Source organism: Paenibacillus sp. UNC451MF (assembly GCF_000686845.1).
Taxonomy (GTDB): Bacteria; Bacillota; Bacilli; order Paenibacillales; family NBRC-103111; genus Paenibacillus_S.
In genome coordinates this window covers 1-14,826 of sequence record NZ_JMLS01000036.1, presented here as the reverse complement: position 1 = coordinate 14,826, position 14,826 = coordinate 1, and the positions used below count along the sequence as shown (strand labels likewise).

General features: G+C 42.0%; 14 protein-coding genes. 9 read left to right on the top strand and 5 right to left on the bottom strand.

What is annotated here, in order from left to right:
- Positions 1–32: 32 nt before the first annotated feature.
- Complete coding sequence (locus BP97_RS37615; RefSeq protein ID WP_051621012.1) at positions 33–1,049, bottom strand: phosphotransferase; 1,017 nt, start codon at positions 1,047–1,049, stop codon at positions 33–35.
- Complete coding sequence (locus tag BP97_RS41200) at positions 1,021–1,590, bottom strand: hypothetical protein (RefSeq protein WP_028552061.1); 570 nt, start codon at positions 1,588–1,590, stop codon at positions 1,021–1,023. The genes BP97_RS37615 and BP97_RS41200 overlap by 29 nt, the downstream gene beginning before the upstream one ends.
- A gap of 185 nt (positions 1,591–1,775) precedes the next feature.
- Here BP97_RS41200 and BP97_RS0127860 point away from each other — a divergent pair, with 185 nt between their 5' ends.
- Genes BP97_RS0127860 through BP97_RS0127850 form a run of 3 tightly spaced genes read left to right on the top strand, consistent with a single transcriptional unit; the run spans position 1,776 to position 5,949 of the window.
- Positions 1,776–3,149 carry a glycosyltransferase gene (locus tag BP97_RS0127860; protein ID WP_028552060.1) on the top strand — a complete coding sequence of 458 codons (1,374 nt, stop codon included), beginning with the start codon at positions 1,776–1,778 and terminating at the stop codon, positions 3,147–3,149.
- Between the two features lie 24 nt (positions 3,150–3,173).
- Entirely contained in the window at positions 3,174–4,787 is a 1,614-nt protein-coding gene (locus BP97_RS0127855) for a CotS family spore coat protein (RefSeq protein WP_028552059.1), read from the top strand.
- Positions 4,788–4,806: 19 nt separating this feature from the next.
- On the top strand, positions 4,807–5,949 hold the full coding sequence (locus BP97_RS0127850) for a glycosyltransferase family 4 protein (RefSeq protein WP_028552058.1): 1,143 nt from the start codon (positions 4,807–4,809) through the stop codon (positions 5,947–5,949).
- A gap of 225 nt (positions 5,950–6,174) precedes the next feature.
- On the opposite strand, the gene BP97_RS40785 is transcribed toward BP97_RS0127850, so the two are convergent.
- Positions 6,175–6,480, bottom strand: a complete 306-nt coding sequence (locus BP97_RS40785) for a hypothetical protein (RefSeq protein WP_028552057.1) — start codon at positions 6,478–6,480, stop codon at positions 6,175–6,177.
- A gap of 234 nt (positions 6,481–6,714) precedes the next feature.
- Between BP97_RS40785 and BP97_RS0127840 the strand changes: the two genes are divergently transcribed.
- From BP97_RS0127840 to BP97_RS0127815, 6 genes are all read left to right on the top strand, one after another.
- Positions 6,715–7,698, top strand: coding sequence for a sugar phosphate nucleotidyltransferase (locus BP97_RS0127840; protein WP_028552056.1), 984 nt, complete (start codon positions 6,715–6,717; stop codon positions 7,696–7,698).
- Positions 7,695–8,987 (top strand): UDP-glucose dehydrogenase family protein, encoded by a 1,293-nt coding sequence (locus BP97_RS0127835; RefSeq protein ID WP_028552055.1) that lies wholly within the window; start codon positions 7,695–7,697, stop codon positions 8,985–8,987. The genes BP97_RS0127840 and BP97_RS0127835 overlap by 4 nt, the downstream gene beginning before the upstream one ends.
- A gap of 39 nt (positions 8,988–9,026) precedes the next feature.
- The gene (locus BP97_RS0127830; protein ID WP_028552054.1) at positions 9,027–9,977 is read left to right on the top strand and encodes an NAD-dependent epimerase/dehydratase family protein; all 951 of its coding nucleotides are present in this window, start codon (positions 9,027–9,029) and stop codon (positions 9,975–9,977) included.
- 158 nt (positions 9,978–10,135) lie between these two features.
- Positions 10,136–10,837 (top strand): class I SAM-dependent methyltransferase, encoded by a 702-nt coding sequence (locus BP97_RS0127825; protein WP_028552053.1) that lies wholly within the window; start codon positions 10,136–10,138, stop codon positions 10,835–10,837.
- A gap of 33 nt (positions 10,838–10,870) precedes the next feature.
- Positions 10,871–11,710, top strand: coding sequence for a glycosyltransferase family 2 protein (locus tag BP97_RS0127820; protein ID WP_028552052.1), 840 nt, complete (start codon positions 10,871–10,873; stop codon positions 11,708–11,710).
- 150 nt (positions 11,711–11,860) lie between these two features.
- A complete protein-coding gene (locus tag BP97_RS0127815; protein ID WP_081824386.1) occupies positions 11,861–12,772 on the top strand; it encodes a right-handed parallel beta-helix repeat-containing protein in 912 nt (303 codons plus the stop codon).
- Between the two features lie 112 nt (positions 12,773–12,884).
- Here BP97_RS0127815 and BP97_RS0127810 read toward each other — a convergent pair whose 3' ends face one another.
- A complete protein-coding gene (locus BP97_RS0127810) occupies positions 12,885–13,985 on the bottom strand; it encodes a glycosyltransferase (protein WP_028552050.1) in 1,101 nt (366 codons plus the stop codon).
- A gap of 148 nt (positions 13,986–14,133) precedes the next feature.
- Positions 14,134–14,826 (bottom strand): exosporium glycoprotein BclB-related protein (locus BP97_RS0127805; protein WP_028552049.1); only part of this gene is annotated, 693 nt, incomplete at its 5' end.

The window sequence follows — 14,826 nt, the reverse complement described above, 5'->3', positions numbered from 1 at the left end:
TCCGGTTTTTTTATTCTTCTTATATAAAGGACCTAATCTAACTTGCCCGATTCATCTTTTGAGCTTACTACGTTCTCATCCTTTCCTCGAATCAATTCTCGGAACCTACGGCTTTCCTCCGATAAGAGCCACTCTATCAAGGGTAATTGCCTTCGATAATGCTTGCGCCACTTCTCTTCCGGATTAATAGAATATGCCGATTGGCAGAGGAAAAACATTCCCACTCTGGCTATAGCAGTAGGAAGAATAGCTACTTCTTCGTCCGTTAGACCAACATACTGTTTAATAAACAGCTCGTCAAAAGCCTTGGAATGCTCAGGCAGCAGTATATAGATCGCCCACAAGGAATAAGCGATGTCATGAATTCGTTTTCCCTGCTGAATAAAGTCAAAATCCATAATGCTGGATACTTCATTTGCTTGATATAATTGGTTCCAAAAATGCCAATCGCCATGGATAACCGCATCCGGCAAATTCTTTTGTGATTGCTCCCAGGATTCTTCTATTTGTTCAGCTAGTTTTTCCGCTTTATAGTGCTGGTAGCTCGGAATACCTGGTAAGTTTTTCATTTGCTCTAAAGCATCGGTATAGTAATCGGAGGATCGATAAAAGGACCATGCCGGCTTCGGACCTGGTTCGGGATGTTGAATGGCTTGATGGAAAGCGCAGAGCATCCGAGCACTCGCACTTACTTGCTTAGGCAGGCACTGAAAGGATTCCCCCCTGACGTAAGGAGTTACCTGCAGCAATTTATCATCATAGAAGACGAATGAGTCCCCCTTTTCTGTAAGAACCGGATTCAGGACAGGAACTCCTTTTTCGGTTAATACCGCAAGAGCTTTTTGAACATACTGCAAATGCTCCACCGTATTCGAATGGTTCAATATTCTGACCACGAATTCGCCCTTATTCGTCGCTATCTTTATATTAAAATTGTAAGCTCCTCCTAGTTTACGCCCTATTCCTTGAAACTTGCCTATCGGAAATACTTCGCTTACATGTTTAAGAGCGAACAAAATATCATTCGTTAAATGCTTGGAGGTCCCCATATCGTTCGCTCCTTGTCACTATATAATCAGTCCACTTCTTGTAAATGTCGGTGTCCAGCTCTTTGATGTGCTGCAAAAAAGGTTGTAGCACCCCAACTTTCGCCAATCCCTTGAGCATCACCTTAGGAATGGAATACTGTCTATGATAGGAATTCACCAAATCGATAATCTTGCAAGAATCTCCTTGAATATAGATATGGAATAAAGCTGTATCGATTCTCGTAAAGCCTAGTCGTGTCATCTCATGAATCATGTTTAAGATATGCTCGCATTCGATTCTTGTAATCGTCTGGTTCTTCTCTATGGCTTTGCTCAATGGTTCTCCTTGTATATATTCTAAGACTAGGTAGTTAGAGCCATGTTCGTATATCTTTGGAATGAATGGTGAACCCTCCGCAAGACAATAAGATCTATATTCTTTGGCAGCGTGCTTTTCTTTCTTATAAACTTTAACGCACCGGTCGGATGAGAGCTTATAAACGGCTCCTTGTTTTCCACGCCCGATTAACACGGCATCAGCAGGCAATTGATGGATATCCAAGCCCAATCCCACCTCATTTTCGAAAGATATTTATACATAATATTCTTTTTACAAAAAAAAAATATGGGAGTTTGACCGATTTTAAAAGCGTTTTGCTAAATTCCACTAATGTACATATCATCCATTCACCTAATGACATATGCTTAGAAATAGATCCAAACCAACCTGTTTATGGAGGTGATTCCATGCTGAAGAAAAAACGGGGAGCGCAAAAAAATACCTTCTTACCAAAAAAGAGAAGACAAACCGTCAAATCTCAAATAACAACCCATACCCCAATTCCTATTCATATTCCTATCCATATTCCTACTCCAGTTCTTACTCCTGTTCCTAATCCTATTCCTGAAATTGAAAATAAACCAATGTTAGCAGCCCCTATGCGCATCTTAATGGTGATCGATCAGTTAAATGTGGGCGGTACCGAAACCTACACCCTTTCTATGGCAAGAGAACTTTTGAAAAAAGGAGTTTCCGTCGTTATTGCTTGTAAAAAAGGGAAGCTTCTAGATCATTTTCTTGGGCTAGGCTGCCCGATTTACGAAATTGATTTTGTATTGGATAATTACGAGCCCGACCATGAGAAACGAACTCAACATTTAGATCTGCTCAAATCGATTATAAGATCGGAGAACATTGATCTCGTTCACGGTCATCAATTCCCTTCTGGAAGCATTGCTCTTACAGCTGCTGAACAAATGAATGTTCCATTCGTATTTACTGTACACGGCACTTACTACGATCGTGATTTCTTAGAGTCTTTAGAAAGAAACGCAACGATCACATGTGTAAGTCCCGCCATCCGACGTCTACTATTATCTAAAGGAGTCGATGCGAAGATCGTTTCCAACGGGATTGACGATCACGAATACCATTCATATGCCCCCTCCTATTTACAGCATTTCAGGAATAAGTTAGGTCTTCCCCAGCATGCTAGCGTTATGTTGTATGCAGGCCGTTTATCCTGGGAAAAAGGGGAAATATGTGAGGAACTCATTCATACGATAGCTGCGATGCGAAATAACGGTTATCCTAACTTGCATCTGATTATTGCGGGAGGAGGGAACAAACAGAAGGATATATTACAACTTGTTAATAAAAAGCAGTATCCGCTTGATGAACCCTTCATTCATTGTGTCGGTGAAATTATGAATATGGGAGTTTACTATTCATTAAGCGATTGTGTTATTGGCACAGGGAGAGTAGCGCTTGAAGCAATGTCTTGCGAAAGACCGGTTATTGCTGTCGGCAGTAAAGGTTTTCTTGGCATTGTCAAGCCGGATGAGTATGAAGAAGCATGGGATAGTTGGTTTGGTGACCATGATAGTGACAAAAAATGTTCGAGAGCTCTTCTAACTGCACACCTAAGGAGAATGCTCGCTATGGAGCCAGATGCCAAAATGCTTTTAGTGAAATCAGGTAAGCAATTTCTAAATGACCGGTTTCACATATCGCAAACGGCGCAAAACTTAACAGACCTCTATTTGTCAACTATTCAATTATTTAAGAAAGATGGGCATGGGAACAAACTGATTGAGCTTGAGCAATCACACTTATTTTAAAAAATAAGTTATGGAGTGATGGTGGTGGAAAATTATCTAATTGTCCCATGGGCTGAACAAATATTATCTCCGGAAATAGTCCATGAACAGTATGTCCCCCCTGAGTTAGAGATGTTGGCAAGGCAGGTTATGGAACATTATGATATGCAGGTCTCTGATATGGTTCTAATAACCTCCAAGCCTGACAAAGGTGGAGCAATTTGGAAAATTAGTACGGACAAAGGAAATCGCAGTATCAAAGTTTTGCACAGACGACCTCAGCGAAGCCTCTTTAGCGTCGGAGCTCAAGAGTACATGTCTGGGCTGGGCTATCGCGTCCCATCCTTTATTCCTACCCGTGACGGTAGCTTGTATGTTGAAGCCGGAGGAAAGCTGTGGATCGTTACAGAATGGATTGAACCACTGCTCCCTGTTTCTAAGATTGACTTGGAAGGAGCAGCTGAGCTTTGCTTTGGCTTAGGAGAGTTTCATAAAAACTCCAAAGGCTATATTCCCCCATACGGCTCGGAAAAATCGTCTCGGATATATGGCTGGGCTAAATATTATGATAAAATCATTGCCAAAATCGGTTGGTTTCGCGATATAGCCCAAGCTTATCCGGATACAGCTGCGAGCTCAAGCTTACTTGCCGTAGTCGATGAATTTGATAGGCAGGCTAAAGAAATTTTTGAACGCTTCAAAGCTTCTCCTTACACCAAAATGATAGCAAAAGGAGAACCTCATTGGGGACTCGCCCACCAGGATTTTGGTTGGTCCAATGGTCAAATGGGTCCTGGCGGTATCTGGGTAATCGATTTGGATGGAGTGTCCTACGACCTACCCATTCGAGATTTACGGAAGTTAATTACAAGCACGATGGACGATATGGGAGTCTGGGATTTGACCTGGATTCGCGGAATGATCGATGCCTACCATCAAGCCAACCCAATAGATCAGGAAACCTTTGAAATATTATGGCTGGATATGGCATTTCCAAATGAATTTTACAAGCATGTTAAAGAAATTGTATTTGACCCCATTCTGTTCCTTCAGACTGAGCTGGAGCCTATATTGCAAAGAGTTATGGCTACGGAAACGAGTAAATGGCAAGCTTTGACGGAGCTTGAGATGGATAAAGCGAAATACCCTGCAGGAGACTACACTACAGAAGAAATCACACCGTATGTCTTTGACCGTCCAGCTTCTGTTATCCCTGGAGATCTACGGCTTCCAGAGCCTGTGTTCCATATGCCAGCGCCTGTTCCTGCGGAAATGGCTCCACCTGAACCACAGCTTCCTGCGTATACAGAAGCGCCTGCTTTGATTCCTCAACCGGATATCCCAGCCCCAGTTTTAGTACAATTACCGGCAAAGGCGCCAAAAAAGCTGACTCTTCGATTGCCGAAACGTCGTACCTCCTCCAAAGCCAAGGGAATCAAAAAATCCGGCAAATTAAGGAAGAAGAAGCAAAAGAGATTAATCAAACTGAAACCAGGTTCAGGTCTAAAGCGGCGGGGTTATAAAAAACCGGCTGCTAAAAAGCTTACCAGACCTTTACTCAAGCTGAAAAAGAAACGTACGAAGCGTATACAAAGATTAAGGAAGACAGCAGCTCCGTCGAAGAAGAAGCAGCTTAAATCCAGGCAAAAGATTGCCTAAAAAAGGATGGTGTTAACTTTTGAACATTCTAATGATTTGTACAGAAAAGCTGCCTGTTCCCAACATTAGAGGAGGAGCCATCCAAACTTATATCTGCGGTGTGGCTTCTCTTTTAAGCAGGCATCACAGAATCACGATTCTTGGCAGAACAGACCCAGAATTACCCCTGGAAGAAGTTGTCGACGGCATCCGTTATGTGAGGGTAGATTCTGAAGGTCTGTTGGAGATTTACTCTAAGGGAGTGATTAACTTCCTTCAGCATAACCAAGAACACTATGATATCATTCATATCTTCAATAGGCCGAGACTGGTCCTGCCTGTCAGGAGCCTAGCTCCCCACTCCAGAATTATTCTAAGTATGCACAACGACATGTTCAATCCGTATAAGATTCATAGCAGCGAAGGCACTGCAGTTATCGAACAGACGGAGCGTATTATCACGATAAGTAATTATATAGGAAGCGCCATATGTGATTACTACCCTCATGCAGCCGGCAAGCTAAGAACGATTTATTCGGGGGTAGACCTGGATCGTTTTGCACCTTGGATGGAATCACAGAGCGCATTAAGCGCCCGGGAGAGCCTTAGAGCTGAATATAATCTACAGAACAAAAAAATAATCCTATTTGTTGGAAGATTATCCCGTAATAAAGGCCCCCATGTCTTAGTACGTGCAATGTCTCAATTGGCCCACTCGGATGCTGCACTCGTTGTAGTAGGAGGAGCCTGGTTTAGCGACAACACAATAAGCGATTATGTAGCTTACGTTAGAGCTCTGGCAGAACGTGCACCTCTACCTGTAGTAACTACTGGATATGTTCAAGCGCATGATGTTCACCGCTGGTTCTGCGCCGGAGATGTTTTTGTTTGTACATCCATTTGGCAGGAACCATTGGCAAGAGTTCATTACGAGGCAATGGCAGCCGGACTTCCTTTCATCACTACAGCCAGAGGTGGCAATCCAGAAATTATATCCAACAATAACGGTCTGCTAGTTACAAACCCAGAAGACCCAAGTGAATATGCACAAAAGCTTAACTTCATGCTTTCGGACATGAATCATGCGCGTCAGATGGGTATTAGCGGTCGGAGGTTGGCAGAAAGTCATTTCACCTGGCAGCGTGTAGCTAATGATATTTTATCCGTCTGGGAGCAAAGATAAGAAGCTTAACAACAATATCTTTAGAGCCTGTTAGGATATTTTCTAACAGGCTCGTTTTTGTTTATAGCTATTGTTACCCTAGTTGTCCCAATCTGTATCAAAAATAAGATTGGCTAAACAGGAAGCTGAAACTTCACTGTCCAACCAATCTTTTCATTACAACACTCCGCTCACAAGTCTGGCATCTGTTATTATATGACTTGAAGCAAAACTACACTTGTCTTTTTAGTCCTCTTCCGATTCTTCTTCTTCTTCTTCTTCTTCTTCTTCTCCGTCTTCTTCTTCTTCTTCGCCTTCTTCTTCCTCTTCTTCATCCAAATCTAACTCCGTTTTGGATCCATCAGCCAGTTCCAACTCAATCTCTTCGACTTGACCCCAATCAACAGCTTTCAGCATTTCACTGATTGCTTCTGCTCTGGAACCCTCATCCAAAGCATAATCGTATTTGTCTCCGTTTGAATATTCCACTTGAATTTCAACAACCTCTTCATTTCCTTCTAAATACTGTTTTACTTTGTCTAGGTTTTGCAAAGAAAACCATTCCCTTCGAGTTAAATTAGAAACTTTTCATGTTTCCCCTGTATACTATGATATTTCTAGCCATGTGCTTAGGCTCTTAATAGAGTAGATTAGCGGATAATGTTTGTCCTGACATTGAGCACATCTATCTATAGCGGCATATTCTCCCTGTTAATCGCCCTTACATTTACAATTTTCCATCATAAATTAATAATGTCTTAATATTGACAAGGAGGTAAAAAGCTTATGAAGGGATTAATTCTCTGTGCAGGCAAGGGCACACGACTCCAGCCGTTCTCCAACAATAAGCCCAAAGTGCTTCTTCCCGTAGTGAATAAGCCCATTATTTATTACGGCATTGAAAAGCTCGTTAAATTAAACATTTGCGAGATAGGCATAGTGATCCACCCGAACCACTTTAACCTCTTTATGGAAGAAGTAGGCACTGGTGAACGATGGGGAGCAAAAATCACCTATATATTTCAGTTCGATCCGCTAGGCATCTCTGATGCTGTAAAACACTCTGAATCATTCATAGACAACGAACCATTCCTGCTGCTGCTCGGAGACAACCTGATTACGCAATCTCTCGATAGCTTGTGTCAGGCGGTATTGAATGACCATAATGAGGCGGCTATTCTATTAGGCAAGGTTAAGAACCCTCAAGATTTTGGTATTGCCGAGGTCTATGAAGATAAAATAATCGGGCTTGAAGAGAAGCCATCGGCTCCCAAATCGGATCTTGCCGTTCTGGGTGTTTATGCTTTTAAACCGAGTATATTTGAAGCCGTACACTCCATCCGTCCGTCAGCAAGAGGCGAATATGAGATTACAGATGCCATTCAATGGATGATCAATAACCACTATTCGGTTGCTTATCAGAAAACAGATAAAAACTTCTCAGATGTAGGTACGATGGACCGTTGGTTAGACGCGAACCGTTGGATGCTGCAGCTTATGGAGGAAGAAGGAGTACTTAATAAGGAGTTACCTTACCAAGGCTCGACTATTATCCAACCTGTTTGTATTGACCCTAGCAGTGAAATCATTAATTGTGTCATCGGGCCTTATGTAACTATAGGTCCTAATGTAAGACTGGAGAGCTGTAGTATAGAGCACAGTATTGTACTTGAAGATGCCAATCTCAATCATAGTCTCTATACGATAGCTAACACGATAATTAGCCCACAATCAGTTTTTGTTCAAAACAGCGGAGGGTCTAGTAAATGAACATATTAATTATGGGTACGGGATATGTCGGTGTCACGACCGCGTTGGTTTTCGCCGAGCTGGGATGGAACGTAACCGGACTTGATACGGATTCCAGAAAAATTCAAACTTTATCAGAGGGCAAACTTACTTTTTACGAACCAGGACTCGAGGACTTATTAATAAAACATCTCAAAACAGGTAACATTCACTTTACTTCCTCACCTGAGAAGGCCATTCAAGAAAATCATATTATTTTCCTTTGTGTAGGGACTCCTTCCGATGCAGACGGTAACGCTGATCTACAGTTCATTCATGAAGTTGCCAAGAGTATTGGCAAGCATATGGACGGATATAAGTTAATAGCTGTTAAAAGTACAGTCCCAATAGGCACTAATGGTAAATTGGTACGATGGATTCGCGAGGCGCAATCGCTCCCCCACCCGTTTGATGTCGTTTCAAATCCAGAGTTCTTGCGGGAAGGCAGCGCATTGCAGGATGCGTTGAATCCGGATCGTATTATTATCGGAAGCGATAGCACTCATGCAGTCGATATCATCAAGAACTTGTATAATCCACTTCAATCCCCTTTCTTCGTTACAACACCAAAGACAGCAGAGATGATCAAGTATGCATCGAACGCATTCTTAGCAACGAAAATATCTTATATGAACGAACTCTCAAGGCTCTGTGAAACGATTGAAGTCAATATCTCCGACGTTGCTGTAGGTATGGGAATGGATGACAGGATAGGCCCGAAATTCTTGAAGGCAGGAATAGGATTCGGAGGATCCTGCTTCCCCAAAGATATTAAAGCTCTGCTGCATACTGCTAAGGACTATGGTTCAGAGCTGAGCATTCTCGACAAGGTTATCCAAGTTAATCAGACTCAATCATCTCATTTCTTAAACAAATGGGAGCACAAGTTAGGAAGCTTTAGCGATAAAAAAGTCGCTATTCTTGGCATCTCTTTTAAACCGAACACCGATGATTTAAGAGAAGCACCATCGATCGCCATTATTCAAGAATTACTCCAAAAACAAGCATTCATTAGAGTTCATGACCCCATTGCGAAGCTTCCCACGGGGCTCCTATCCGATAGGCTTCAACAATTCGATACATTGGAGAAAACATTGCATCGATGTGATGCAGTAATCCTCTGTTCCGAATGGGAGGAATACAGATCGGCAGACTGGACTCAAATGCGAACTTACATGAATCAATATTTCGTATTTGATGGAAGAAACATTCTGGACGGCGTGCAATTGACCAAGCTAGGCTATCATTATCATGGCATTGCTAACCAATAAATCGTCGTTCAAATGCAAAGCTCTTAGGAGGCATCAATAATGAAAATATTAATAACCGGCGCAGCCGGTTTTATCGGTTCACATTTATGTGAACGATTGCTTATAGATACTCGACATGAAGTCGTTGGACTAGATGGATTGGTGACTTCTTCTACTCCTGTTAAGGCAAGGGAATATAATCTTCGTCACCTGCTTCAGCACCCGAGGTTTACTTTTATTAAGCAAGATTTGCTGACAGTGCAATGGGATCAACTGCTCCCAGGCATTGACATCGTATACCATTTGGCTGGAATGCCTGGTGTACGTTCAAGCTGGGGGGAGGATTTCAAACATTACATTAGGAATAACATTGAAGCCACTCAGCGTTTGCTTGAAGGCTGCCGCACCTATCCTGTTTCCAAATTTATTTATGCTTCAACTTCTTCAGTGTATGGCGAGAAAATAGGCCAAGTTAACGAAATGGCAAGTACTGCACCACTATCTCCTTATGGCGTTAGCAAACTGACCGGAGAGCAGCTGTGCAAGGTATATGCTCATAATGATGCTATTCCTCTAACGATCTTAAGATTTTTTACGGTGTATGGTCCAAGACAACGTCCGGATATGGCATTTCACCGATTTATTCAACATATTTTGCAAAACAAACCCATTCCGATTAATGGCGACGGGACGCAAACTCGCGATTTTACTTACGTCGAAGACTGCGTCACTGCAATTGCGGCTGCAGCTCATGCCGACAACATAATGGGTGAGACGATTAATATCGGAGGTAAAGAACGTGCTTCGGTTCTAGATTGTATAGCCATTCTTGAAGAGCACTTCGGCAAAAAAGTGGAACGACAGTTTATGGGCAAGCCAATTGGAGAACCAAGCCATACTTGGGCTGATATTAGCAAGGCCCAATCCCTTCTCGGTTATGAGCCAAAAACAGATTTGCGCAAAGGACTTAAAGCGGAAATCTTGGATATATATAATAATCCTTCCTTATGACGCTAGGCAATAAAGTCAAGCATCTCCTATCAAAACACATTATATCTGTAATGTGTTTTGAGGTACATAAGTGTTAAGTTCGAGCACTCTAATTCGTCCTCTGTGGGTCCAGTAACACTATCCTTAGAATGGAATAAAGTATCATAAGGAGGTGCAGAATGATTCGTTTTTGGGAAAAAGTAATCAAACCAATTCTAATCAAGCATGAGCCCAAACGCATCGTGGAAATCGGCGTCTTTCTTTCTGGACGCACCACTATAAAGCTTCTGGAATACTGTAAAGTGGTGAATGGCAAGCTGACCGTCATTGATCCAATACCGTATTTCAATACGCACACATTTCAAACATTTTTTCCGAAAGAGCTGGTTCTCTTAGTCAAGAGCTCTATTGAGTCTTTACCTACTATAGAATCTGCGGATGTATATCTCATAGACGGTGATCATAACTGGTACACTGTTTATCAAGAACTGTCAGCGATAGAGGAAGCTGCAAAAAGCCGAGGCAAGTTTCCGATCATCATTCTACATGATATAGAGTGGCCGTATGGCAGACGTGATTCATATTATTTTCCTGATCTTATTCCATCCGACAGCCAGCTCCCTTATGCCAAAAAAGGAATTGTACCCAATTCAATTTACTTAGCCAAGACAGGCGGTTTAAATAGTGATCAAAATCATGCCATACATGAATACGGTGCGCAGAATGGTGTTTTGACAGCCATTGAGGACTTCCTTAAAGTAACTTCATTCTCCCTTACCTTCCATCGCCTGTACACAAATAATGGCCTTGGAATCCTTATGCCTTCAAACGAGGACGACGACAGGATGATTCAGTATATTATAGATACAGCTGGATTATAAATTTTAAATACCACATTAAAGGGGAATTATAGCATGCCCTCATTAATCTCCATTGTCATAGTTACCCGTAATGCAATGAACTACACCAAAGAATGTGTGGAGAGTATATTAAGAAATACGGTTGAAAACTTTGAGTTTGTTTTTGTAGATAACGGATCAACAGATGAAACCATTGAATATTTGCAAAGTATCCCTTTATCTAAGCTTATCTGTAATGAAGAAAACCGTGGTTTTGCTGCGGCAAATAATCAAGGTATTCTTGCCTCAAACGGTGACTATATCTGTCTTCTTAATAACGATACAATCGTTACAGAAGGCTGGCTAACGCGTTTGCTTGCTTGGTTGGATCAAGACCCTTCAATCGGTATTGTGGGGCCACGATCTAACAATGTGGCAGCATCACAATGTGTACACCATGTGCCTTATCAGTCACCGAATCAAACTCCTCAAGAGATAGAAAAATTCGCTCAAAAGTGGGCTGAGGATCATGCGGAGGATGGCTTTTTTCCACATAAATTAATTGGACACTGTATGCTCTTTCGTAAGAACCTCATTACCAAAATTGGCGGTCTTGACGAAAGATTTTTCCCTGGAAACTATGAAGATGACGATTTCTGTTTGCGTACACGAATAAGCGGACATATACTTTGGGTAGCCAATGATGTCTATATCCATCACTATGGCGGAAGTACATTCAGAACCAATCAATACGATTATAGAGCCACATCTGTTTTGAATGCGGAAAAGTTCACCAAGAAATGGAGCTTAGGTATATCCGGCTTCGAGATTGATCATTATGGCTACACCCCTTCTGATATCATTGACCGTGAGAAGCCTTTTCGAAATGAACGACACTATGTGCCGCTTCTTTAAACGCTATTACGCTTACTGCGCAAAGTCTGACTTCGTAGGCTTGGCGTTTTTTTATTTTAAATTGGTTGAATTGCTAGCCTAGTTAATCCAAACCAATACGATTCATCTTTCATAGAATAATATACATATCAAAATATCGATTGTGCCGGTATGGAAAGGCAGGTGAGTTTATTGGCAATCATTCGAGTACCAATGGATCAGATAACCATTCAAGCAGGTGTTGATGCAGCGCAGCCAGGGGATGTCGTTCTGGTATTAAGAGGGATATATAAAGAAGCGGTGGTGGTCTCTAAGAGCTTTATCCGGATTGTGGCCGAGGATAAAGGAGAGGCCATTCTAGAAGGCAGAGGCTTGTTAGCGAACGGATTCTTACTTCATAACGTGACCGATGTAGAAATTTGCGGATTTAAGATTCAAAACTATATCTTGAACGGAATATTCGTTATGGATGGAGGCTACCATCGACTATTGGAAAATTGCTGTGAAAGCAACGGTTTGCACGGAATCGGGCTAGTTTCAAAGAGTAATTTGGTCTGGAAGAACATGCTGCGCCAAAACTCCTATGCTGGAACGGCAATCGACGGAAACGATAATTGGCTGATCGATAACCAGATAACTGGGAATCATACTGATGGAATCTTCCTTTTAGCTGGATCACATAATAGCCTTCTCAGTAACATCATTCTTCGCAGCGTCCATTCTGCAGGTCTATCTCTACAGGGAAGCAACACGCTTATATACGAAAATGAGTTTAAAAATAACTTACAAGGCATTGTCATTTATACTGAAAGCGATATTTCTGCTTCCGACATTATGGATAATAATGAAATAGTAAATAACTCGGCGCAAGGTATTGTGTGGGTTCACAAAGACTCTAAAGGTGATGAGCAAGAGCTCCCCCTATCCCCTTCAGAAGATAAGTTATTGCAGTATATCAGCTGCGTGAAGGAACTGTTAGAGCTTGCTGAACAAACTTTGGATCAAATCCCGGAAAGACAACTCCACTCACATATTATGAATATCGTCCTTATTAAACAATATGTACAAAAGCTTTCATTATAGAAATGAAGATACAAGCTTAAGTGGCGACCGGCACCCGGATATGAACGTGGGAGCAGTCGCCCTATTGGTGATGAAACCGTGAAGCTCTGCTACTCAAGTAAATTGCTTAATGTCACTCCTCGGGGCTCTCGATGCTATTGTTCATGTTCAATTTGGATTCCAAATAGGTTTTGTTATGGAGAATACTCGAGTCATTAGGACGGTAGCTACGGGCGATCTCGTTATGTTCATAGGCCAACTCATATTTTCCGATCCGATCATAGCAAACACAAAGCTGAAGATGCGGTAGCCATGTTGAGCATGTAGGATTACTAAATCCCCAGTTATCATCAGGCCTTTTCAATTCTGTTGCCAGAGTGTACCAGTAGATCGCTGGATCATACTTGTTGCGGTTAAGAAAATAATATCCAAGACGGCAGCAAAACTCGGCACGGGGACTATCAAACTGAAAGGATCTTACTACAGACTGAATCTCCATTTCATAATTGCCCAGTTTATTATAGCAATCAGCCAGTTTGCCACAGGTGGCGATTTCATCCTCTATCCAGCATTGTCCTGTAGCCAGAAATTTATTATAGTAGGTTATGGCTTTATGGTACATTCGATGATCGCAAAGTTCGTTAGCGTAGTAATATAAGTCCCTAGGTGTGAATTCGTCCCCACGTAATAGTTTATTTTGATAAATGTTTAGATTTCTATCGCTTTTGTGATGAATTTTACAGTGAGTTACGCAAATGTCACTGTTCACAATGTTCCCATAAACCTCTAAATACTCATGTATGGCACCGATCCATTTAAACTGATTCGCTCTCTTCACAAGTCGATTTCGTCTATATTTGGATGTGACATTCCCGAACTCGTCAAAAGCAATATTATATATCATGGTAACCGAATCAACCGAAGGGTCAAGCGTAGCCTTCAAGTTAATGAGTTTCTTGCAGTCCTCTTCCTTTAGCTTGTCATCCGCATCCAGCCAGAGTATATATTCCTTGGTAGCTTGTTGAAAAGCGAAGTTACGTGCGGCGGCAAAATCATCTATCCACTCAAAATCAATGATTTTATCAGTAAATTCACTTACTATCGCTTTCGTTCGATCTGTTGAACCTGTATCTACAATGATGATCTCATCTACGGCATCTGCAATGGAGGACAGGCAGTTGCTTATTGTATCCTCTTCATTTTTTACAATCATACAAAGACTTATCGTTATCATTGGCATCACTCCCTGAAAAGTACAGTTCAGTTTTTATCCATTTATTGTATTCAGTTGTAAATTTGCATGTGTAAAACATTTCCATAATGCCTAGTTAAAAAAATCCCTCCTGATATTCAGGAGGGACATTGTCATTATATGACTGGAATTAGCTGATGGCCACGCCACCACTAGCGTATCCGGCAACCGTATTAATAAGAGTAACTCCAGTTGCTGTAACTGAAAATACCATTAACAAACGATCTTGTGCTAATACAGGAATTGACAAACCTGTAGTAATACCATTAGAAACGGTACCTGGCAGAATGGATAAAATATCTGAGAGAGGTGGTGCTAAGGTAACTGTTGCGCCTGGAATTGGTGAGAAGATGTTATTAGGTGTAGTGGAGCGGTACAGTTGAGCCGTAATTGAATAAGTTGTAAGACCCAGTACATCTATTGCTACTGATGTGCTGAAATAAGCAGCAATGGATGTAATGGTACCATCACGAGGCATAGAGAATGACAGATCAAGAAGCGTACCCGCTGCTCCTGTAAGATCAATGTTTCCTCCAACAAGAGTAACCGTTAGACCAGAGCTACCAAACCCTACGAGCCCGACATTACCAACCAAACCACCGGCAATAGTTGTTGGTAAAATTGGTAAGCCTGAAGCAAATGGTACAATCGCGCTTGCTCCTGTCGCACCTGTAGTACCGGTTGCTCCTGTAGAGCCTGTTGCTCCTGTTGCGCCAGTTCCTCCTGTTGCTCCAGTTCCGCCTGTCGCACCAGTTCCTCCTGTCGCACCAGTTCCACCTGTCGCTCCGGTTCCACCTGTTGCTCCGGTTCCGCCTGTCGCTCC